This window comes from Kaistia sp. UC242_56, from assembly GCF_044452255.1.
Lineage (GTDB): Bacteria > Pseudomonadota > Alphaproteobacteria > Rhizobiales > Kaistiaceae > Kaistia > Kaistia defluvii_A.
Genome location: NZ_JBIOAN010000002.1, coordinates 122,379 through 143,662 on the forward strand (window position 1 = coordinate 122,379; position 21,284 = coordinate 143,662).

Sequence of the window (21,284 nt, forward strand, 5' to 3'; positions counted from 1 at the left end):
TGAAATTGCACTCGGGAACATCGAGCCGCCGCCGCGTGGCGGGGCGCAAGGGATGTCGAACTCGCGGCAAAGCGCGCCGACGTCCGCCAGGGCCCCGTCGGCGGCCGGATTTTCGCGCATGCGTTCCAGCCGCCGGCTCGTCGGTTCAGCCCTTGAGGACCTTCTTTTCGGCAACGGTGGTGTCGGCGTTCAGGCGGTAGACGATCGGCACGCCGGTCTCGAGCTCGCGTTCGAGGATCTCGGCCGGCGTCAGGCCTTCCAGCGCCATGATCAGGGCGCGCAGCGAATTGCCATGCGCGGCCACGATCACCTTTTCGCCGCGCATCACCGGCGGCAGGATGTTGAAGATGTAATAGGGCCAGACGCGCGCGCCGGTGTCCTTGAGCGACTCGCCGCCGGGCGGCGGCACGTCATAGGAACGGCGCCAGATCTTGACCTGCTCCTCGCCCCATTTGGCCCGGGCGTCGTCCTTGTTGAGGCCGGAGAGATCACCATAGTCCCGCTCGTTCAGGGCGAGGTCGCGGATCGTCGGCAGGTCGGGCTGGCCGAGCTCGCCGAGAATGAGCTTCAGCGTGTTCTGGGCGCGGCTGAGCTCGGAGGTGAAGGCGAGGCCGAAGGAGAGGTCGAGCGCCTTCAGGCGCTTGCCGGCGGCGGTCGCCTCGGCGATGCCCTGTTCCGTCAGTTCGGGGTCGCGCCAGCCGGTGAAGAGGTTCTTCAGGTTCCAGTCACTCTGGCCATGGCGCACGAGCACGAGAAGGCGATCCATACGGAAGGCTCCTTTTGGGGTCAGTCGGTGAAGCCGAGCACGTCGGCCATGGAATAGCGGCCGGGCTTGCGGCCATGGGCCCACAGCGCCGCCTTGATGGCGCCACGGGCGAAAAGGGCGCGATCCGACGCGTGATGCGACAGCGTGATCATCTCGCCCTCGCCGGCGAGCATCACGGAATGGTCGCCGATGACGCTGCCGCCGCGCAAGGCGGCAAAACCGATCGCGCCGCGCGGGCGCGGGCCGGTGATGCCGTCGCGCACGCGGACGGCGTGCTCGGCGAGGTCGATCTCGCGGCCCTCGGCCGCGGCCTGGCCGAGCAGCAGCGCGGTGCCGGACGGCGCATCGACCTTGTGGCGATGGTGCATCTCGAGCACCTCGATGTCGAAATCCTCGTCCAGCGCGCGCGCGGCCTGGCGCACCAGCTGGGCGAGCAGGTTGACGCCGAGGCTCATATTGCCGGACTGCACGATGGCGGCATGGCGGGCGGCCGCGTCGATGGCGGCATGGTCCTCGGCCGACAGGCCGGTGGTGCCGATGACATGGACGATGCGGGCCTGGGCGGCGATTTCGGCAAAGCCCAGCGTCGCGGCGGGCGAGGTGAAGTCGAGCACGCCCTGCGCCTGGGCGAAGACCGGCAGCGGATCATCGGAGATGGCGATGCCGAGCGCCGGCAGGCCGGCGACGACGCCCGCATCCTGGCCGACAAAGGGCGAACCCTCGCGTTCGATGGCGCCAGCGACGGTGACGCCCTCGGTCTCGGTGACGAGACGGATCAGCGTCCGGCCCATGCGGCCGGCGGCACCGACGATGACGAGACCCATATCGGTCATGGCGAGTTTCCCCCGGTTGGTGAGCGCATATAGCAGGCCGGTGGCCGATGCGGGAGACTAGATCGCCGAGGCGACCTCGATTTCGGAGAGAATGGCCTTGGCGGCGGCGCGCGGATCGGCGGCTTCCAGGATCGGGCGGGCGACCACCAGGTGGTCAGCGCCGGCGCGGATGGCGGCGGCGGGCGTCGCGATCCGCTTCTGGTCGCCGACGATCGAGCCGGCCGGGCGGATGCCGGGCGTGACGATCGCCATGCCGGCGCCAACGACCGCGCGCATGGCTCCGGCTTCTTCCGGCGAGCAGACGATGCCGTTCATGCCGGCGGCGCGGGCGTCGGCGGCGCGGCGGGCCACCAGTTCCGCCGGGCCCACGGCATAGCCGGCGGCGGCGAGGTCGCTCTCATCCATCGAGGTCAGCACCGTCACCGCGAGCAGGCGCAGGTCGCTATCGCCCTTGCCCTGGACGGCCGCACGCATCGCCTTGGGATAGGCGTGGATGGTGCAGAAATGCATGCCGAGCTTGGCGATGTTCTGGACGGCGTGCTCGACCGTGTTGTCGATGTCGAGCAGCTTGACGTCGAGGAATACCTTCTTGCCCTGGTCGACCAGCCGCTCGGCGAAGGTCAGGCCGCCCGCGAAGCAGAGCTGCAGGCCGACCTTGTAGAAGGTCACGGTATCGCCAAGGGTGGCGACCATCTCCTGCGCCGCGTCCACGGTGGGGACGTCGAGGCCGACGATCAGGCGGTCGCGAATATCGAGCAGGGGCATGGGTTGGGCCTTCTGGTTCCGCCGCGCTTCCGGCGGCGTGTCGGGATCAATTCGCGCGGCAACGTCCGGTTGGCAAGTCTCGGATCCACGTCACGCTGCGCACGTTCGCGCGACGCGGAAGCCGCGGGGCGGCTCGGGCAAGGGGCAGGGCATCCAGGGCGGGCAAACGGATGTCGCGGGATCAGTGGGTGCGCCGATAGACCCAGACGCGGGCGGGCGGAACGTTCTTCATCACCCAGCCGGTATGCGAGGTGGAGAACAGATCCGGATCGGGCGGGATGGGGGAGTTCAGTCCGTAGGAGAACTGGATGAAGGGTTGGCCCGGCTGCAGACGGGCGAAGGCGGCGCTGATCAGCGCGCTGCGGCGGTTTGGCGGCTGGGTCAAAAGCGGCAGGCTGGAGATCACCGCGCCGACCGGGCCATCGACGCAGCCGGCGAGCGACTCGTCGAAGGCATAGGCGTCGCCCTGGATGATCCGCACGCCCTGGAACCGCTTTTCCAGCAGCCGGCAGAAATCGGCGCTGTATTCGATCGAGGTGATCCGATCGGCGGCCACGCCCCGTTCCAGCAGCGCCTTGGTGACGACCCCGGTGCCGGGCCCGAGCTCGATGATGGGCAGGGTATCCTCGGGATCGATGAAGCTCGCCATCAGCTTGGTCAGCGCCTTGCCGGAAGGACTGACCGCGCCCATGGACAGAGGCTTGCCCATCCAGCTCCGAAAGAAGCGGACTTCGTCCGCCACAAGCGCCTTGAACTTCCGCTTCTGGATTGAGGACATTCAGCACCCGAATCGTTGATGAGCGGACTATGCGCGAGAGTTCGCGGCAATCCTGTGGCACTCTATCGCGTCAGGTGCCGCCAAAGAAGTCTCGGATCCGGGCAAAGAATCCGGCTGATTCGGGATTGGTCTCTTCCGACGAGGCCTTCTCGAATTCCTCGAGCAGCTCTCGCTGCCGGCGCGACAGGTTCCGCGGCGTCTCGACGACGACCTGGATGTACATGTCGCCCATCTGGCTGGAGCGCAGCACGGGCATGCCCTTGCTCTTCAGGCGGAACTGCTTGCCGGTCTGGGTGCCGTCCGGAACCTTGACCCGGGTCTTGCCGCCATCGACGGTCGGCACGTCGAACTGGCCGCCAAGGGCCGCCGTGGTCAGCGAAATCGGCACGCGGCAGAAGATGTCCGCGCCTTCGCGCTGGAACAGGCTGTGCGGCTTGACCGACAGGAACAGGTAGAGATCGCCGGTCGGGCCGCCGCGCAGGCCGGCCTCGCCCTCGCCGGACAGGCGGATGCGTGTGCCGTCCTCGATGCCGGCCGGGATGTTGACGGAGAGCGTGCGCTCCTGCGTCTTGCGGCCGGAACCGGCGCATTTGTCGCAGGGGTCGGAGATGATCTCGCCGCGGCCCTGGCAGGTCGGGCAGGTGCGCTCGATCGAGAAGAAGCCCTGCGCCGCACGGACGCGGCCATGGCCCTCGCAGGTCGTGCAGACCTTGGGGTGCGAGCCCGGCTTGGCGCCGGTGCCGTTGCAGGCGTCGCAGGCGACCTTGGTCGGGACATGCACTTCCGCGGTCTTGCCGGAGAAGGCTTCCTCGAGCGTGATTTCCATGTTGTAGCGCAGGTCGGCGCCGCGCTCGCGGCCGCCAGAACGCTGGCCACTGCCGCCGCCGCGACGTCCGCCGCCCATGAACTCGCCGAAGATGTCGTCGAAGATATCGGACATGGACGAGGAGAAATCGCCGGAGAAGCCCGGACCACCGCCGCCGCCATTCTCGAACGCGGCATGGCCGAAACGATCATAGGCCGCGCGCTTCTGCGGGTCCTTGAGCATCTCGTAGGCTTCGTTGATTTCCTTGAACTTGGCCTCGGCGGTGTGATCGCCCGGGTTCTTGTCCGGGTGATACTGCATCGCGAGCTTGCGGAAGGCGACCTTCAGGCCCTTGTCGTCGCAATCGCGCGCGACGCCCAGCAACTCATAATAATCGACTTTTGCCATGGTGCCCGTGGTGCAAACGAGTCGGAACTCAAATTCGGAGCCGAAACTCAAGGGTGGACGGCACAAGCGGGGGCCGTGCCTGGATAGGATAGAGGCCCGGCGCGCTGCGCCGGGCCTCCTGGTTCATGCGAGACGCGTGATTAGGACGACTTCTTGGTGTCGTCCACTTCCTCGAAGTCGGCGTCGACGACGTCGTCGGAGCCGGTCGCTTCGGGGTTGCCTTCGCTCTTCTGGCTCTCGGCGTCGGCATACATCGCCTCGCCGAGCTTCATCGAAGCCTGGGCCAGCGTATTGGTCTTCTGCTGGATCGCTTCCGGATCGTCGCCCTCGAGCGCGGTCTTCAGATCGGCGATGGCCGTCTCGATCGTCGACTTGTCGGCAGCCGAGATCTTGGAGCCGTATTCGCCGAGCGATTTCTCAGTCGAATGGACCAGCGCTTCGCCCTGGTTCTTCGCCTCGACGACAGCGCGACGCTTCTTGTCTTCGGCCGCGTGGCTCTCGGCGTCCTTGACCATCTGCTCGATGTCGGCGTCGGAAAGGCCGCCCGAGGCCTGGATGCGGATCTGCTGCTCCTTGCCCGTGCCCTTGTCCTTGGCCGACACGTTGACGATGCCGTTGGCGTCGATGTCAAAGGTGACCTCGATCTGCGGCACGCCCCGCGGCGCCGGCGGCAGGCCAACCAGGTCGAACTGGCCGAGCATCTTGTTGTCGGCGGCCATCTCGCGCTCGCCCTGGAAGACGCGGATGGTCACGGCGGACTGGGAATCCTCAGCCGTCGAGAACACCTGGCTCTTCTTCGTCGGGATCGTCGTGTTGCGTTCGATCAGGCGCGTGAACACGCCGCCCAGCGTCTCGATGCCGAGCGAAAGCGGGGTCACGTCGAGCAGCAGAACGTCCTTGACGTCGCCCTGCAGCACGCCGGCCTGGATCGCGGCGCCCATGGCGACGACTTCATCCGGGTTGACGCCCTTGTGCGGGTCCTTGCCGAAGAACTGCTTCACGATCTCCTGGATCTTGGGCATGCGGGTCATGCCGCCGACCAGGACCACTTCGTCGATCTCGGCTGCCGAAAGGCCGGCATCCTTGAGCGCCGCCTTGCAGGGCGCCACGGTGCGCTGCACCAGATCGTCGACCAGCGCTTCGAACTTCGAGCGGGTCAGCTTGATCGCAAGGTGCTTCGGACCCTTGGCGTCGGCCGTGATGAAGGGCAGGTTGATTTCGGTCTGCTGCGCCGAGGAAAGCTCGATCTTGGCCTTCTCCGCGGCTTCCTTCAGGCGCTGCAGCGCCAGCTTGTCGCCACGCAGGTCGATGCCCTGCTCGCGCTTGAACTCGTCGGCGAGGTAGCCGACCAGGCGCATGTCGAAGTCTTCACCGCCGAGGAACGTGTCGCCATTGGTCGACTTCACCTCGAAGACGCCGTCGCCGATCTCGAGGATCGAGATGTCGAACGTGCCGCCGCCAAGGTCATAGACAGCGATCGTCTTGCCGTCGTTCTTGTCGAGGCCGTAGGCCAGCGCTGCCGCCGTCGGCTCGTTGATGATGCGCAGCACTTCGAGGCCGGCGATCTTGCCGGCGTCCTTGGTAGCCTGACGCTGGGCGTCGTTGAAGTAGGCGGGAACCGTGATGACGGCCTGCTCGACCGGCGTGCCGAGGAAGGCTTCGGCGGTTTCCTTCATCTTCTGCAGGATGAAGGCGGAGATCTGCGCCGGCGAGTACTTCTCGCCGTCGACTTCGACCCACGCGTCGCCGTTCGGTCCCTTGACGATGTTGTAGGGGACGAGGTGCTTGTCCTTCTCGACCATCGGGTCGTCGTAGCGGCGACCGATCAGTCGCTTCACCGCGAAGAAGGTATGTTCGGGATTGGTGACCGCCTGGCGCTTCGCCGGCTGGCCGACCAGTTTCTCGCCGTCATCCGTGAACGCGACCATGGACGGCGTCGTGCGCGCGCCTTCTGCGTTCTCGATGACCTTGGGCGTCTTGCCGTCCATGACGGCGAGGCAGGAATTCGTCGTTCCGAGGTCGATGCCGATGACCTTAGCCATATTCTCTCTCCTTTTGGCGGGCCGTGCGGACCCTCTTCGAGGCTTCCGCCGTGCCGGGCAGGTGCCCGTACGGCCCCCATGAACACTGTGATTTGCGCGGTATCGGCAAAGCATGCCGGCCTACGCAGGTTCTGCGCGTATATAAGAAGATGCCTAAACCGCCGCAAGGCGGCTCTCATTGCGATTGAGGCCCATCTTTCGTTCCAGAGGTACATTCTCCAGCAATGGTCACAGGTGAGCGGCATACGCCGCCTTTGCAAGGGTTCCGGCTCGTGCCGGGAAGGTTCGATCGTTCCGCCCAGGAAGCCCTGCGCGACGCGATCCGGGCCATCGTCGTCGCCGCCCCGCTCTACCGGCCGAGCATGCCCGCGAACCGGCAAGCCGTTTTCGGTGCGGATGACCAATTGCGGCGTTCTCGGCTGGGTCTCCGACCAGACCGGCTACCGCTACCAGCCGACCCATCCGGTGACGGGCGAGCCCTGGCCCGCCATCCCGCCGATGCTGCTCGACCTCTGGCGGGAACTGGCCAATTATCCCGAACCGCCGGAAGCCTGCCTGATCAATTTCTACGATGCGGACGCCCGCCTGGGCCTCCACCAGGATGCCGACGAAGAAGAGTTCGCCGCCCCCGTGCTTTCCGTCTCGCTCGGGGACACCTGCCTGTTCCGCATCGGCGGAACCAGGCGAAGCGATCCGACCCGGTCGATCCGTCTCGCTTCCGGAGATGTGGTGCTGCTGGGCGGCGAGGCAAGGCTCGCCTTTCATGGCGTCGACCGGATCTATCCCGCCACCTCGACGTTGCTTGCACAAGGCGGGAGAATCAATCTGACGTTGCGCCGCATCACGAAACCGGTCGGCGCTATTCCCGCTTCGGGATTTCTTCGTTAACTAAGGCCGTCAAACGTTCTTGCGCCAATAAAGGAAACGTCTTGCCTGATTCAAACAGCGTCCTGATCGTCACGGATATCCAGAACGACTTTCTGCCGGGCGGTGCCCTGGCAGTGACGGACGGCGACGCGATCCTCCCGCTGGTCAACGACCTGGCCCGGCGTTTCAAGAACGTTGTGATCACGCAGGATTGGCATACGGCCGGCCATATCTCGTTTGCCTCGGCCCATGCCGGCCGCAAGCCCTTCGAGACGATCAGCCTGCGCTACGGCCCGCAGGTGCTCTGGCCAGACCATTGCATCCAGGGCACGCAGGGCGCGGCGCTCGCCTCGGGCCTCGACATTCCCCATGCCCAGTTGATCCTGCGCAAGGGCTACCACGCCCATGCCGACAGCTATTCGGCCTTCTTCGAGGCCGACCGCAAGACGCCGACCGGCCTCACCGGCTATCTGTTCGAGCGCAGCATCGAGGAAGTCTTCGTGGTCGGTCTTGCCACCGATTTCTGCGTGTCCTGGACGGCGCAGGATGCGCGCGCCCATGGCTTCAAGACGACGGTGATCGAGGATGCCTGCCGCGCCATCGACACCGAAGGGTCGCTCGCCGAGGCGATCGCCGTGATGGACCGCGCCGGCGTGCGCCGGGTCCGCTCGGAAGCCCTCGCGGCATGACACGAAAACGGCGCGGAAACCCTCAGGCCTCCGCGCCGTTTGGACTATCCTCGATGATGAGGTTCAGCCGCCGACATTGAAGGCGGCGAGCGCCGCCATGTTGACGATGTCGCTGTCGCGCGCGCTGAGCGACAGGATCTGCACCGGCTTGTCGAGGCCGACCAGCAGCGGGCCGATCACCGTGGCGCCGCCCAGTTCCTGCAGCATCTTGGTCGAGATCGAGGCCGAGTGGAACGCCGGCATCACCAGCACGTTGGCCGGGCCCGACAGGCGGCAGAACGGATAGGCCGCCATCGCCTTCGGGTTCAGCGCCACATCGGCCGCCATCTCGCCATCGAACTCGAAGCTGACGCGGCGCTTCTCCAGGATCTGCACCGCCTCGCGCACATGGCGCGAGCGCTCGCTCTCCGGCTGGCCGAAGGTAGAATAGGCGAGCATCGCGACGCGCGGCTCATAGCCGAGCCGCTTGGCGACGCCGGCCGCCTCGACGGCGATGTCGGCCAGTTCCTCGCCCGAGGGCATGTCGTGCACGGCGGTGTCGGCGACCACGACGGTGCGGCCGCGCACCAGCGTGATCGAGACGCCGATGACCCGGTGGCCGGGCTTGGTGTCGATGACCTTGCGCACATCGCTGAGCACGGTCGAATAGTTGCGCGTCACGCCCGAAACCATCGCGTCCGCATCGCCCAGCGCCACCATGGTGGCGCCGAAATAGTTGCGGTCGGTGTTGATCAGGCGCTGGCTGTCGCGGTGCAGATAGCCCTGCCGCTGCAGGCGGGCGTAGAGGAAGTCGATATAGGCAGGATTGCGCTTGGAGAGCCGCGCATTGTGGATCTCCATGCCGGGGACCAGGTCGATGCCGGCATTCGCCGCCGTCTCGCGGATGATGTCCTCGCGGCCGATCAGGATCGCCGTGCCCAGCTCCTGGGCGACGAAGCTGGCGGCGGCGCGGATCACCTGCTCCTCCTCGCCCTCGGCGAAGACGACGCGCTTCGGATTGCGGCGGACGCGTTCGTAGATGCGCGCCAGCGTGCCGACGATCGGGTCGCGGCGGGCCGACAGCTCGATCTTATAGGCCGCCATGTCCTCGATCGGCTTGCGCGCGACGCCGGTATCCATCGCCGCCTGGGCGACAGCCGCCGGGATCTCCGACAGCAGGCGCGGATCGAATGGCACCGGGATGATGTAATGCGGCCCGAAGCGGGGACGCACGCCCTGATAGGCGGCGGCGACCTCGTCCGGCACGTCCTTGCGGGCGAGCGCGGCCAGCGCCTGCGCGGCGGCGATCTTCATCTCTTCGTTGATCGTGGTGGCGCGCACGTCGAGCGCGCCGCGGAAGATGTAGGGGAAGCCGAGGACGTTGTTGACCTGGTTGGGATAGTCCGAGCGTCCGGTGGCGATGATGACGTCATCGCGGACTTCGGCCGCTTCCTCCGGCGTGATCTCCGGATCGGGATTGGCCATCGCGAAGATGATCGGCCGCGGCGCCATGGCGCGCACCATGTCGGCGGTCAGCGCGCCCTTGGCGGAAACGCCGAAGAAGATGTCGGCGCCCTGCATCGCGTCTTCCAGCGTGCGCGCATCGGTCGGCGAGGCATGCGCCGTCTTCCACTGGTTCATGCCCTCGGTGCGGCCCTGGTAGACGACGCCCTTGGTGTCGCAGAGCAGCACGTTTTCCGACGGCATGCCCATCGCCTTGACCAGCTCGATGCAGGCGATGCCGGCGGCGCCGGCGCCATTGCAGACCAGCTTGGTCGTCTTGATGTCGCGGCCGGTCAGGTGCAGCGCGTTGATCATGCCGGCGGCGGCGATGATCGCCGTGCCATGCTGGTCGTCATGGAAGACCGGGATGTCCATCAGCTCGCGCAGGCGGCTTTCGATGATGAAGCAGTCCGGCGCCTTGATGTCTTCGAGGTTGATGCCGCCGAAGGAGGGGCCGAGATAGCGCACGGAATTGACGAAGGCGTCGACGTCCTCGGTATCGATCTCGAGATCGATCGAATCGACGTCGGCGAAGCGCTTGAACAGCACCGCCTTGCCTTCCATCACCGGCTTGGAGGCCAGCGGGCCCAGATTGCCGAGGCCGAGGATGGCGGTGCCGTTGGAGATGACGGCGACCATGTTGCCGCGCGTCGTGTAGTCGAACGCCTTGGAGGGATCCGCGGCGATGGCGTGCACCGGCACGGCGACGCCGGGCGAATAGGCGAGCGACAGGTCGCGCTGGGTCGCCATCGGCTTGGTCGGCGTGATTTCCAGCTTGCCGGGCCGCCCTTGGGCGTGGAAGTCCAGCGCCTCCTTGTCGGTCAGCACAGGGCCGCTCTTGGCGGGGCGTTTGGTTTCGGTCATGGAGAGGGCTCGGCGTCAGGCGTTTCCGGGGCGGACGGCATTCGCCGTCTCAAAAATGCGGATGCGGACGATATCACCGGTTTCTGTGATCTCAAGCATGCCGATCGCGGTCGCGAGGGTGAAACACCTTCAACGTTTTGCTAGCGTCGCGCCATGCTTGATCCCCGCTCCGCCCCCGACGCCGCCGCGCTCCGTCCCACGCCGATGATGGAGCAGTTCCTCGAGATCAAGGAAGCCAACCCCGGCAGCCTGCTTTTCTACCGGATGGGCGACTTCTACGAGATGTTCTTCGAGGATGCGGAGATCGCCTCCCGGGCGCTCGGCATCACCTTGACCAAGCGCGGCAAGCATCTGGGCGACGACATCCCGATGTGCGGCGTGCCGGTCCATGCCGCCAATGACTATTTGCAGAAGCTGATCTCGCTGGGACATCGGGTCGCGGTCTGCGAGCAGCAGGAAGACCCGGCCGAGGCGAAGAAGCGGCCCGGCAAATCGGTGGTCAAGCGCGGCGTCGTCCGTCTGGTGACGCCGGGCACGCTGACCGAGGACACGCTGCTCGACGCCGGCCGCAACAACTACCTCGCCGCGGTGGCGCGGCTGCGCGGCGCGGCGGCGGATGGCAGCGACCGCTTCTCCATCGCCTGGATCGACATCTCGACCGGCGATTTCCGCCTGGCCGAGACCGACCAGCTGCGGCTTTCCGCCGACATCGCCCGCGTCGATCCGCGTGAGCTCTTGGTGCCCGACAGCTTCTTCGCCGACGATGCGCTCGGCCCCTTCGTGCGCGAGCTTGCCGTCGCGGTGACGCCGCTGCCCGGCGCCTTCTTCGATGGCGCGACGGCCGGCGCCCGGCTCGCCGCCTATTTCGGCGTCAACACGCTGGACGGCCTTGGCTCCTTCTCCCGCGTCGAGCTCTCGGCAGCGGCGGCGGCGCTTGCCTATGTCGAGAAGACGCAGATCGGCGAGCGGCCGCCCCTGTCGCGCCCGGTGCGCGAGAGCGACGGCGCGGTGATGCTGATCGACGCCGCTACCCGCGCCAATCTCGAGCTGGTCCGCACGCTATCGGGCGAACGACGCGGCAGCCTGCTCGCGGCGATCGACCGCACGGTAACGGGCGCCGGATCGCGGCTCTTGGCCGAGCGGCTGTCCAGCCCCTCGACCGACCCTGATCTGATCGAGCGACGGCTCGACGCGCTCGACTACATGCTGAAGCTCGGCCGTCGCCGGGGCGTGATCCGCGAGGCGCTGGGCGCCAGCCCCGATCTCGCCCGCGCCCTGTCGCGCCTGTCGCTCAATCGCGGCGGCCCACGCGATCTCGCCGGCATCCGCTTCTCGCTCGATGCGGCGGCGCGCCTGGCCGAGGTGCTCGGCGAGGCCGACGCGGCGCTGCCGGAGGAACTCGTTGCCGCCCGCGCCGCGCTCGTCGGGGCGCCGCACGACCTCGCCGCCGAACTGGCGGGCGCGCTGGCCGACGAACTGCCGCTGCTGAAGCGCGATGGCGGCTTCGTCCGTCCGGGCTATGACGCCGATCTCGACACGACGCGGGCGCTGCGCGATGAAAGCCGCCAGGTGATCGCCGGGCTGCAGGCGACCTATTCGGCCGAGACAGACATCAAGGCGCTGAAGATCAAGCACAACAATGTGCTCGGCTACTTCATCGAGGTGCCGCAGCAATATGGCGAGCGGCTGCTCGGCGCCGATTATGCCGGCCGCTACATCCATCGCCAGACCATGGCCGGCGCCATGCGCTTCATCACCACGGAGCTCGCCGATCTGGAGGCGAAGATCGCCTCCGCCGGCGACCGGGCGCTGGCGATCGAGCAGGCGACTTTTGACGCGCTGCTGGCGCAAGTGGTCGGCGTCTCGGACGCGCTGAAGGCGGTGGCCGCGGCGCTGGCCGTGATCGACGTGACGGCGGCGCTGGCGACGCTCGCCGAGACCGACAATTACGCCCGGCCAGTGGTCGATCACTCGCTCGCCTTCTCGATCCAGGGTGGCCGCCATCCGGTGGTCGAGCAGGCGCTGAAGCGCGAGGGCAGCGTCGCCTTCGTCGCCAATGGTTGCGAACTCGGCGCGCGCAAGGAAGGCAAGCCCGGCCGGATCTGGCTGATCACCGGTCCGAACATGGCCGGTAAGTCGACCTTCCTGCGCCAGAACGGCCTGATCGCCATCCTCGCCCAGATCGGCTCCTACGTGCCGGCGGACAGCGCCCATATCGGCATCGTCGACCGGCTGTTTAGCCGCGTCGGCGCGGCCGACGACCTTGCCCGCGGGCGCTCGACCTTCATGGTCGAGATGGTCGAGACGGCGGCGATCCTCAACCAGGCGACCGACCGCTCGCTGGTGATCCTCGACGAGATCGGCCGCGGCACCGCGACCTTCGACGGCCTGTCGATTGCCTGGGCGGCGATCGAGCATCTGCACGAGGTCAACCGCTCGCGCGGCCTGTTCGCCACGCATTATCACGAGCTGACGGCGCTGTCGCAGCGGCTCGATCGGCTGGAAAACGCCACCGTCCGGGTCAAGGAATGGAATGGCGACGTCGTCTTCCTGCACGAGATCGTCGCCGGCGCTGCCGATCGTTCCTATGGCATCCAGGTGGCGAAGCTCGCTGGCCTGCCGGCTTCGGTGGTGGCGCGGGCGCGCGACGTGCTCTCGCATCTGGAGGAAACCGACCGGAAATCCCCGGCGGCGACGCTGATCGACGATTTGCCGCTTTTTGCGGTTTTGGCGGCGAAACCGCAGCCTGTCGTTGCGGAAGACCCGCTCGGCCCCGTGCTCGACGGGCTGCAGCCGGACGAAATGACCCCGAGGGAGGCTCTGGAGGCGCTGTACCGGCTGAAGGCGCTGCGGCCGCGTCACCCCTGACGCGCCGCCTTCTATTGGCGCGGGCGCAAAAAGCGGTTTACGGTCCGGGCAGATTTCCCATGCCCCAACGTCGATTGCCTCCATGACCCGATCCGATACCGCGCTTCTCGACCGCCCCCCGCTCGCGGCTGAACTGCACGCGCTGGCGCCCGGGCTGGACAAGACGGCGCTGCGTTCGGCGGTGCTGGCCCATCTGAAGCAGGTGCTGCGCGACGGACGCGCCGCCGCCGAGGCACAGCTGATCGCCGATGGCCATGGCAGCGCCTGCGCGCGGACGCTTTCCAAGCTGCAGGACGACGTGATCGGCGCGATCTACGAGGTCGCCATCCGCCACATCTATCCGGCCGAGAACCCCACCTCGGCCGAGCGCATGGCGCTGGTCGCCGTCGGCGGCTATGGCCGCGGCATGCTGGCGCCCGGCTCCGACATCGATCTCCTCTTCGTGCTGCCCTACAAGCAGACGCCCTGGGGCGAGAGCGTCGTCGAATTCGTGCTCTACATGCTGTGGGATCTTGGCCTCAAGGTTGGCCATGCCACGCGCAATGTCGACGAATGCATCCGCCTGTCGCGCGGCGACATGACGATCCGCACCGCCATTCTCGAATCCCGCTTCCTCTGGGGCGACGACCGGCTGTTCGACGAGCTCACCCAGCGCTTCGACGCGGAAGTGGCCAAGGGCACCGGGCCGGAATTCATCGCCGCGAAGCTTGCCGAGCGCGACGAGCGCCACCGGCGCCAGGGCGCCTCGCGCTATCTGGTCGAGCCCAACGTCAAGGAAGGCAAGGGCGGCCTGCGCGACCTGCACACGCTGTTCTGGATCGCCAAGTATTTCTACCAGGTCCGCTCGGGCAACGCGCTGGTCGAGGCGGGCCTGTTCTCGCGCTCCGAACTGGCGCTGTTCCGCAAGTCCGAGGACTTCCTCTGGTCCGTGCGCTGCCACCTGCATTTCCTGACCGGCCGGCCGGAAGAGCGGCTTTCCTTCGACGTCCAGCGCGAGATGGCGGTTCGCCTCGGCTACACCTCGCATCCCGGCATGAAGGATGTCGAGCGCTTCATGAAGCACTATTTCCTGGTCGCCAAGGATGTCGGCGACCTCACGATGATCTTCTGCGCCGGGCTCGAGGAGGAGAACGCCAAGCCGGCGCCGTTGCTGAACCGCTTCTTCAATTTCGGCTCGCGCCGACGTCACCGCAAGATCACCGATTCCAGCGATTTCATCGTCGAGCACGACCGCATCAACATGGCGGCGCCCGACGTCTTCGCGCGCGACCCGGTCAATCTGATCCGCATCTTCCACCTCGCGGACAAGCACAACCTCGCCTTTCATCCCGACGCGATGAAGGAGGTGACGCGCTCGCTGAAGCTGATCGACGGCAAGCTGCGTGACGACCCCGAGGCGAACCGGCTGTTCCTGGAACTGCTCGCCTCGCGCAACCAGCCCGAAACCGTCATCCGCCGCATGAACGAAGCCGGCGTGCTCGGCCGCTTCGTGCCGGATTTCGGCAAGGTCGTGGCGATGATGCAGTTCAACATGTACCACCACTATACGGTGGACGAGCACCTGATCCGTTCCGTCGGCGTGCTGGCCGAGATCGATGCCGGCGCGCGCAGCGAGGAGCATCCACTCGCCAATATGGTGATGCCGACCATCCAGGATCGCACCGCCCTCTACGTGGCGATGTTCCTGCATGACGTCGCCAAGGGCCGGCCGGAGGATCATTCGATCGCCGGTGCCCGGGTGGCGCGCCGGCTGGGGCCGCGGCTCGGATTGACGCCGGCGCAGACCGAGACGGTTGCCTGGCTGATCGAGCATCACCTTCTGATGAGCATGACGGCGCAGTCGCGCGATCTGGGCGACCGCAAGACGATCCAGGATTTCGCGGCCGTGGTGCAGAGCCTGGAGCGGCTGAAGATGCTGCTCGTGCTGACCATCGCCGACATCAAGGCGGTGGGGCCGGGCGTGTGGAACGGCTGGAAGGGCCAGTTGCTGCGCACGCTCTATTACGAGACCGAGCCGCATCTGACCGGCGGCCACAGCCAGGTATCGCGCGACGAGCGCGTCGCGGCAGCCAAGGCCGAGCTGGTCGACGCGCTGAAGGATTGGCCGCAGGCCGAGCTCGACGCCTATCGCGACCGGCACTATCCGGCCTATTGGCTGCGCGTCGATCTCCCGCGCAAGATCGCCCACGCCTCGCTGATCCGCAACGCCGATCGATCCGGCCAGACGCTGGCGACGGCGGTGTCGACGCACGCCTTCGAGGCGATCACCGAGATCACCGTGCTGGCGCCGGATCACCCGCGCCTGTTGTCGATGATCGCCGGCGCCTGCACGGCGGCGGGCGGCAACATCGTCGACGCGCAGATCTTCACGACGACGGACGGCCTTGCCATCGACACGATCTTCATCGCGCGGGAATTCGATACCGACGAGGAAGAGATGACCCGTGCGCTCAAGGTGGGCGGGCTGATCGAGCAGGCGCTTTCCGGCGCCGTCGCGCTACCGGAGGCGATCGCCAAGAAGGCGAAGCCGCGCGCCAAGATCAAGGCTTTCACCGTGGAGACCCAGATCCTGCTCGACAATTCCTGGTCGAACCAGTTCACCGCGATCGAGGCCTCGGGGCTGGATCGTCCCGGCCTGCTCTACGACCTGACGCGCTCGATCTCGGATCTGAATCTCAACATCGCCTCGGCGCATGTCGTGACCTTCGGCGAGCGCGCCGTCGACGTCTTCTATGTCACCGATCTGACCGGCCGGAAGGTGATGAACGCCAATCGCGAAGCGAGCATCCGCCGCCGCCTGCATCAGGCTTTCGAGGGTATCGCGCCGGTAGACAAGACGCCGACCCGCAAGGCCGGCTGAGGTGTCCCGCCGAGCGCCGGCAGCCCCCGGGCGCATGGATCGGCAAGGGCTGTCGCTCGGCCTTCGCTTTGCCTTGATTTTCCAGCACCCAAAGGCGTAACTCGGCCCGCTCGCGGGTGCGGGCGGCCGTATTCCTCTTTCCGATCCGCCAGGTGGCAATGTCTCTCCTGAAAAACTTTGTCACCGTCGGTGGTTCGACGACATCGAGCCGGCTTCTCGGCTTCGTCCGCGACATGTTCATGGCAGCCGCCCTCGGCACCGGACCGGTGGCCGACGCGTTCATGGTCGCCTTCCGCTTTCCCAATCTGTTCCGCCGGCTGTTTGCGGAAGGCGCTTTTTCCTCGGCCTTCATCCCGCTGTTTGCCGGCAAGCTGGAAGCAGAGGGCATCGAAGAGGCCAAGCAGTTCGGCTCCGAGGCCTTGTCGGCGCTGTTCGCCTTCCTGATCGTGCTCACCGTCATCGCGCTGATCGCGATGGTGCCGCTCATGTATGTGATGGCGCCCGGTTTCGTGTCAGATCCCTCGAAATTCGATCTCGCCGTTCTGCTGACGCGGATCTCCTTCCCCTATCTGACGCTGATCTCGCTGCTGGCGCTTTATAGCGGTGTGCTGAACGCGCAGGGTCGCTTCATGGCGGCGGCGATGGCGCCCGGCCTGCTCAACGTCGTGCTGGTGGCGGCGCTCGCCTATATCCTGTTCCACAAGCTCGAAAACACGGCCGAAGCCGGTATCCTGCTTTCCTGGGCGACGCTGATCGGCGGCGTGTTCCAGCTGGCCGTCGTCATCATTGATGCCTGGCGCAACGGTCTGCTGCTGAAGCTGCGCTGGCCGCGCCTGACCGCCGGCGTCCGCCGGCTGACGACGCTCGCCGTGCCGGGCCTGATCGCCGGCGGCGTCACCCAGATCAACATCGTCATCGGTACGATGATCGCCTCGTTTGCACCGGGCGCCATCGCCATCCTCGGTTATGCCGATCGCCTGTATCAGCTGCCGCTCGGCATTGTCGGCGCGACCATCGCCGTCGTGATGCTGCCGGATCTGTCGCGCCATGTCCGCTCAGGCCGCACGGACCTGATCCACTACACGCAGAATCGCAGTCTCGAATTCGCGATGACATTGACGCTGCCGGCGGCGATCGCGCTGTTCGTGCTCGCCAAGCCGATCGTCCAGGTACTGTTCCAGCGCGGCGAGTTCGGGGCAGACGACACGCTGGCGACCGCCCACACGCTGATGGGCTTTGCCGTCGGCCTGCCGGCCTTCGTGCTGATCAAGGTCTTGTCGCCCGGTTTCTTTGCTCGCGAGGACACCAAGACGCCGATGTGGTTCGCCGCGATCGGCGTGGCCGTCAACATCATCGGCTCGCTGGCGCTGTTCCCCTCGCTCACCTATGTCGGCATCGCGATCGCCACCAGCCTCTCGGGCTGGGTCAATGCCGCCTTGCTCGGCTGGGCGCTGCACAAGCGCGGCCATTTCCTGTTCGACGACAAGGTGAAGCGCAACATGCCGATGGCGCTGGTCGCCGCCATGGCGATGGGGCTTTCGATCTTCCTCGCCGCCTGGTGGGCCGAGCCTTATTTCGCCGACCAGCGGATCCTGTTCCGCGCCGTGGCGATGGGCACCATCTGCGCCATCGGGCTCGTGCTGTTCGCGCTGTTCTGCCAGCTGACCGGCGTCGTCCATTTCGGCACGATCCTCGGCAAGCTGCGCAACCGTCGGCGCCGCTAACCTTCCGCGCTTGCGCGCATCGACACGTCGCGCCATAACGCGCCGGAAAAACGGGGTTTCTGATGACCGAATTCAAGACGCGCATCTTTTCCGGCGTCCAGCCGACCGGCAATCTGCACCTTGGCAACTATCTCGGCGCGATCGTTAATTTCGTCGCGCTGCAGGAAGCCAACGAGTGCATCTACTGCGTCGTCGACATGCACGCGATCACGGTCTGGCAGGATCCGGCCGAACTGACGCGGCAGATCCGCGAGGTCACGGCCGCCTTCGTCGCCGCCGGCATCGACCCCGTGTCGCACATCGTCTTCAACCAGAGCCAGGTTTCCGCCCATGCGGAGCTGGCCTGGATCTTCAATTGCGTCGCGCGCATCGGCTGGATGAACCGCATGACGCAGTTCAAGGACAAGGCCGGCAAGGACAAGGAGAACGCCTCGCTCGGCCTTCTCGCCTATCCGAGCCTGATGGCCGCCGACATCCTCGCCTACCAGGCGACGCATGTTCCCGTCGGCGAGGACCAGAAGCAGCACCTCGAGCTGACGCGCGACATCGCCCAGAAGTTCAATAACGACTATTCCGAGTCGATCGCGGCGCATGGCTTCGGCGATGCCTATTTCCCGATCACCGAGCCGGTCATCACCGGCCCGGCCACCCGAATCATGTCGCTGCGCGACGGCACCAAGAAGATGTCGAAGTCGGACCCGTCCGATTATTCGCGCATCAACCTGACCGACGACGCCGACGGCATCGCGCAGAAGATCCGCAAGGCCAAGACCGATGCCGAGCCGCTGCCTGGCGATGTCGAAGGCCTGAAGGGCCGTCCCGAGGCCGACAACCTCGTCGGCATCTATGCCGCGCTCTCCGGCCTCACCAAGGAAGACGTCCTGCGCGAGTTCGGCGGCCAGCAATTCTCCGGCTTCAAGCCGGCGCTGGCCGATCTGGCGGTCGAGAAGCTCGGCCCCGTCGGCGGCGAGATGCGTCGCCTGATGGCCGATCCCGGCCATATCGACGCGATCCTCGCCGATGGCGCGGCGCGCGCCGACGCGATCGCCCGCCCGATCCTCGACGGCGTCAAGGACGTCGTCGGCTTCATCCGCCGCAAGTAAGGCGCGTCGGCGACTTGCGGCAGCGGTCGCCGGGTGGCAGCATCGAGCCATGCTGATGAAGCGCAAGAGCACCGAGACCGGTCACCGCCGCAAGTTTCTGGCGGTGATCGACGACACGCCCGAATGCTCGCGCGCCGTCATCTATGGCGCGCGCCGCGCTGATCGCACCAGCGGCGGCCTCGTGCTGCTCTATGTGATCGAGCCGACCGGCTTCCAGCACTGGATCGGCGTCGAAAACATCATGCGCGCCGAGGCAATGGACGAGGCCGAGACGACGCTCGGCCGTTTCGCCGATATCGCCCGCCGCCATTCCTCGATCGAGCCGGAAATGGTGATTCGCGAGGGCACCCGCGCCGAGCAGATCACCGCGCTGATCGAGGAGGACGAGGATATCGCCATCCTGGTTCTGGCCGCCGGCACCGACAAGGAAGGCCCGGGCCCCCTGGTTTCCTCGATCGCCGGCAAGCTCGCGGCAACCTTCCCGGTGCCGATCACCATCGTCCCCGGCACGCTTTCCGACGACGACATCGCCGCCATCGCTTGAAACATGACCCCAAGACTACGATTTTAGCGTTCACGCCGTGATTCCGCTTGGACGGAAGGGCGGCAGTGACTACTATGCGTTTCTAGAAATATTCTAAACAAGATCGCACGGAGCCCGCATCATGTTCATCCAAACCGAAGCGACGCCGAATCCGTCGACCTTGAAGTTCCTGCCCGGCCGGCTCGTCCTGCCGGAAAGCACGGCCGATTTCCGCGATCCCGACGAGGCCGAGCGTTCGCCGCTGGCCGAGCGTCTGTTCGCCGTCAATGGCGTGGCCGGCGTGTTCCTGGGACATGACTTCATCAGCGTGACCAAGAAGGAGGGCGAGTGGCAGCACATGAAGCCCGCCATCCTCGGCGCGATCATGGAGCACTTCATGGCCGGCGTCCCGGTCATGGCGACGCTGAAGCCGCACACCCCCGACCAGGGCGAGTTCTTCGAAGAGGGCGATGCCGAGCTGGTCGAGACGATCAAGGAACTGATCGAGACCCGCGTCCGTCCGGCCGTGGCGCAGGATGGTGGCGACATCACCTTCCAGGGCTTCCGCGATGGCGTCGTCTATCTCAACATGCGCGGCTCCTGTGCCGGTTGCCCGTCCTCGACGGCGACCCTCAAGCACGGCATCCAGAACCTCCTGCGTCATTTCGTGCCGGAAGTTCGCGAGGTTGAGGCAGTTTCCTGATCGGCGGCGCTCGACAGCCCCGCCTTCTGGCTCTATCCGGGTCTGATGACCCTGCTTGCCATCGATACCGCCCTTGAAAATTGCTCCGTTGGCCTTTCGGCCGGCGGGGCTGTCTTTTTGCGCGCCGAGACCATCGGCAAGGGCCATGCCGAGCGGCTGATGCCGGAGATCGCAGGCCTGCTGGCCGAGGCCGGCGTGGCGATTTCGGCCATCCAACGCATCGCCGTCTCGGTCGGGCCCGGCTCGTTCACCGGCCTTCGCGTGGGCATTGCCGCGGCGCGCGGCCTGGCGCTGGTCCACCGCGTCCCGGTCGTTGGCGTCGGCACGCTGCTCAGCCACGCCGCCCTGGCCGCGAGCCTGCGCCCGCCCGGCGACGACCGGCCGATCCTCGCCCTGCTGCCGGCTCGTGGCGACGAACTCTATGGCCAGCTGTTTTCGGCGAAGCTGGCGCCGGCTGGCGAGGCGGTGCTCGCCTCGATCGGGCATTTCGCGGCGCTCGCCGCCGAGTCGGACGCCGATCTGGCCGGCGCCGGCGCGATCCGGCTGGAAAGGCCGGATCGGGTGATCCACGACCGTTCCGCCCCGGATATCGCGACGCTGCTTTCGCTCGGAGCCAGCCTCGATCCGGCCGATCACCCGCCCAAACCGCTCTACCTCAAGCCCCCCGACGCCAAGCCGCAGCTTCACAAGGGAATTGCGCGCCAATGATGGACCTTCTGCTGCGGCCCCGCATCATCATCGACGCCGTGGACCCTGCCGATATCGACGCGCTGGTGGAGATCCACGCCGCCGGCTTCCGCCGTGGCTGGAGCGCCGACGAGATCGACGGGCTGGTCGCCGACAAGACGGTGACCGGCCATGTGCTGCGGCGGGAATCTCTGTTTGGCACGCGGCGCCCGCAGGGCTTCATCCTGGTGCGCACCGTCGCCGGCGAGGCCGAGGTGCTGACCATCGCCGTGGCGCCGGGCGCCCGCGGGCGCGGCTATGGCCGCCTGCTGATGGAAGAGGCGCTGCGCGCGCTCTACCGCGAACTTGTCCCCGAAGTCTTTCTCGAGGTCGACGAGAACAATGCGAGCGCCGTTTCCCTCTACAGATCGCTTGGATTTGTCGAAGTCGGACGCCGGAAGGGCTACTATGCCGATGGCAAGGGGCCGGGCGGCACCGCGCTTGTCATGCGGCTGCAACTCCGCTAAGCGCCGAGGTT

16 protein-coding genes and 1 pseudogene are annotated in these 21,284 nt (G+C 66.6%); 10 read left to right on the forward strand and 7 right to left on the reverse strand.

Annotated elements, in window-relative coordinates:
* Window positions 1–145: 145 nt before the first annotated feature.
* From ACHMWQ_RS03345 to dnaK, 6 genes are all read right to left on the reverse strand, one after another.
* On the reverse strand, window positions 146–766 hold the full coding sequence (locus ACHMWQ_RS03345; RefSeq protein ID WP_396306393.1) for a 2,3-bisphosphoglycerate-dependent phosphoglycerate mutase: 621 nt from the start codon (window positions 764–766) through the stop codon (window positions 146–148).
* Between the two features lie 20 nt (window positions 767–786).
* A complete protein-coding gene (gene dapB, locus ACHMWQ_RS03350) occupies window positions 787–1,599 on the reverse strand; it encodes a 4-hydroxy-tetrahydrodipicolinate reductase (protein ID WP_354553009.1) in 813 nt (270 codons plus the stop codon).
* A 57-nt stretch (window positions 1,600–1,656) separates the two neighbouring features.
* On the reverse strand, window positions 1,657–2,364 hold the full coding sequence (pyrF, locus tag ACHMWQ_RS03355; RefSeq protein WP_266333813.1) for an orotidine-5'-phosphate decarboxylase: 708 nt from the start codon (window positions 2,362–2,364) through the stop codon (window positions 1,657–1,659).
* Between the two features lie 181 nt (window positions 2,365–2,545).
* On the reverse strand, window positions 2,546–3,142 hold the full coding sequence (locus tag ACHMWQ_RS03360) for a class I SAM-dependent methyltransferase (RefSeq protein WP_396306394.1): 597 nt from the start codon (window positions 3,140–3,142) through the stop codon (window positions 2,546–2,548).
* Between the two features lie 70 nt (window positions 3,143–3,212).
* Window positions 3,213–4,355, reverse strand: coding sequence for a molecular chaperone DnaJ (gene dnaJ / locus ACHMWQ_RS03365; RefSeq protein ID WP_396306395.1), 1,143 nt, complete (start codon window positions 4,353–4,355; stop codon window positions 3,213–3,215).
* 140 nt (window positions 4,356–4,495) lie between these two features.
* The gene (dnaK, locus tag ACHMWQ_RS03370) at window positions 4,496–6,397 is read right to left on the reverse strand and encodes a molecular chaperone DnaK (RefSeq protein ID WP_396306396.1); all 1,902 of its coding nucleotides are present in this window, start codon (window positions 6,395–6,397) and stop codon (window positions 4,496–4,498) included.
* Between the two features lie 224 nt (window positions 6,398–6,621).
* Here dnaK and ACHMWQ_RS03375 point away from each other — a divergent pair.
* Window positions 6,622–7,285 (forward strand): annotated as a pseudogene (locus tag ACHMWQ_RS03375) (alpha-ketoglutarate-dependent dioxygenase AlkB family protein).
* Between the two features lie 41 nt (window positions 7,286–7,326).
* Window positions 7,327–7,953: a bifunctional nicotinamidase/pyrazinamidase gene (gene pncA, locus ACHMWQ_RS03380; RefSeq protein ID WP_396306397.1), complete on the forward strand. Its 627-nt coding sequence runs from the start codon at window positions 7,327–7,329 to the stop codon at window positions 7,951–7,953.
* Window positions 7,954–8,016: 63 nt separating this feature from the next.
* On the opposite strand, the gene ACHMWQ_RS03385 is transcribed toward pncA, so the two are convergent.
* Window positions 8,017–10,299 (reverse strand): NADP-dependent malic enzyme, encoded by a 2,283-nt coding sequence (locus ACHMWQ_RS03385; RefSeq protein WP_354553018.1) that lies wholly within the window; start codon window positions 10,297–10,299, stop codon window positions 8,017–8,019.
* Between the two features lie 153 nt (window positions 10,300–10,452).
* Between ACHMWQ_RS03385 and mutS the strand changes: the two genes are divergently transcribed.
* The 8 genes from mutS (at window position 10,453) to ACHMWQ_RS03425 (ending at window position 21,273) form a co-directional block, all read left to right on the forward strand.
* The gene (mutS, locus tag ACHMWQ_RS03390) at window positions 10,453–13,167 is read left to right on the forward strand and encodes a DNA mismatch repair protein MutS (protein WP_396306398.1); all 2,715 of its coding nucleotides are present in this window, start codon (window positions 10,453–10,455) and stop codon (window positions 13,165–13,167) included.
* 73 nt (window positions 13,168–13,240) lie between these two features.
* Window positions 13,241–16,027, forward strand: a complete 2,787-nt coding sequence (locus ACHMWQ_RS03395; protein ID WP_396309376.1) for a [protein-PII] uridylyltransferase — start codon at window positions 13,241–13,243, stop codon at window positions 16,025–16,027.
* Between the two features lie 158 nt (window positions 16,028–16,185).
* The gene (gene murJ / locus ACHMWQ_RS03400) at window positions 16,186–17,751 is read left to right on the forward strand and encodes a murein biosynthesis integral membrane protein MurJ (RefSeq protein WP_396306399.1); all 1,566 of its coding nucleotides are present in this window, start codon (window positions 16,186–16,188) and stop codon (window positions 17,749–17,751) included.
* A gap of 62 nt (window positions 17,752–17,813) precedes the next feature.
* Window positions 17,814–18,854, forward strand: coding sequence for a tryptophan--tRNA ligase (gene trpS / locus ACHMWQ_RS03405; RefSeq protein WP_354553025.1), 1,041 nt, complete (start codon window positions 17,814–17,816; stop codon window positions 18,852–18,854).
* A gap of 49 nt (window positions 18,855–18,903) precedes the next feature.
* Window positions 18,904–19,398 (forward strand): universal stress protein, encoded by a 495-nt coding sequence (locus ACHMWQ_RS03410; RefSeq protein ID WP_354553027.1) that lies wholly within the window; start codon window positions 18,904–18,906, stop codon window positions 19,396–19,398.
* Between the two features lie 121 nt (window positions 19,399–19,519).
* Window positions 19,520–20,080, forward strand: coding sequence for a NifU family protein (locus ACHMWQ_RS03415; RefSeq protein ID WP_266333796.1), 561 nt, complete (start codon window positions 19,520–19,522; stop codon window positions 20,078–20,080).
* A 45-nt stretch (window positions 20,081–20,125) separates the two neighbouring features.
* A complete protein-coding gene (tsaB, locus tag ACHMWQ_RS03420; RefSeq protein WP_396306400.1) occupies window positions 20,126–20,788 on the forward strand; it encodes a tRNA (adenosine(37)-N6)-threonylcarbamoyltransferase complex dimerization subunit type 1 TsaB in 663 nt (220 codons plus the stop codon).
* A complete protein-coding gene (locus ACHMWQ_RS03425; RefSeq protein WP_396306401.1) occupies window positions 20,785–21,273 on the forward strand; it encodes a GNAT family N-acetyltransferase in 489 nt (162 codons plus the stop codon). The genes tsaB and ACHMWQ_RS03425 overlap by 4 nt, the downstream gene beginning before the upstream one ends.
* Window positions 21,274–21,284 lie beyond the last annotated feature (11 nt).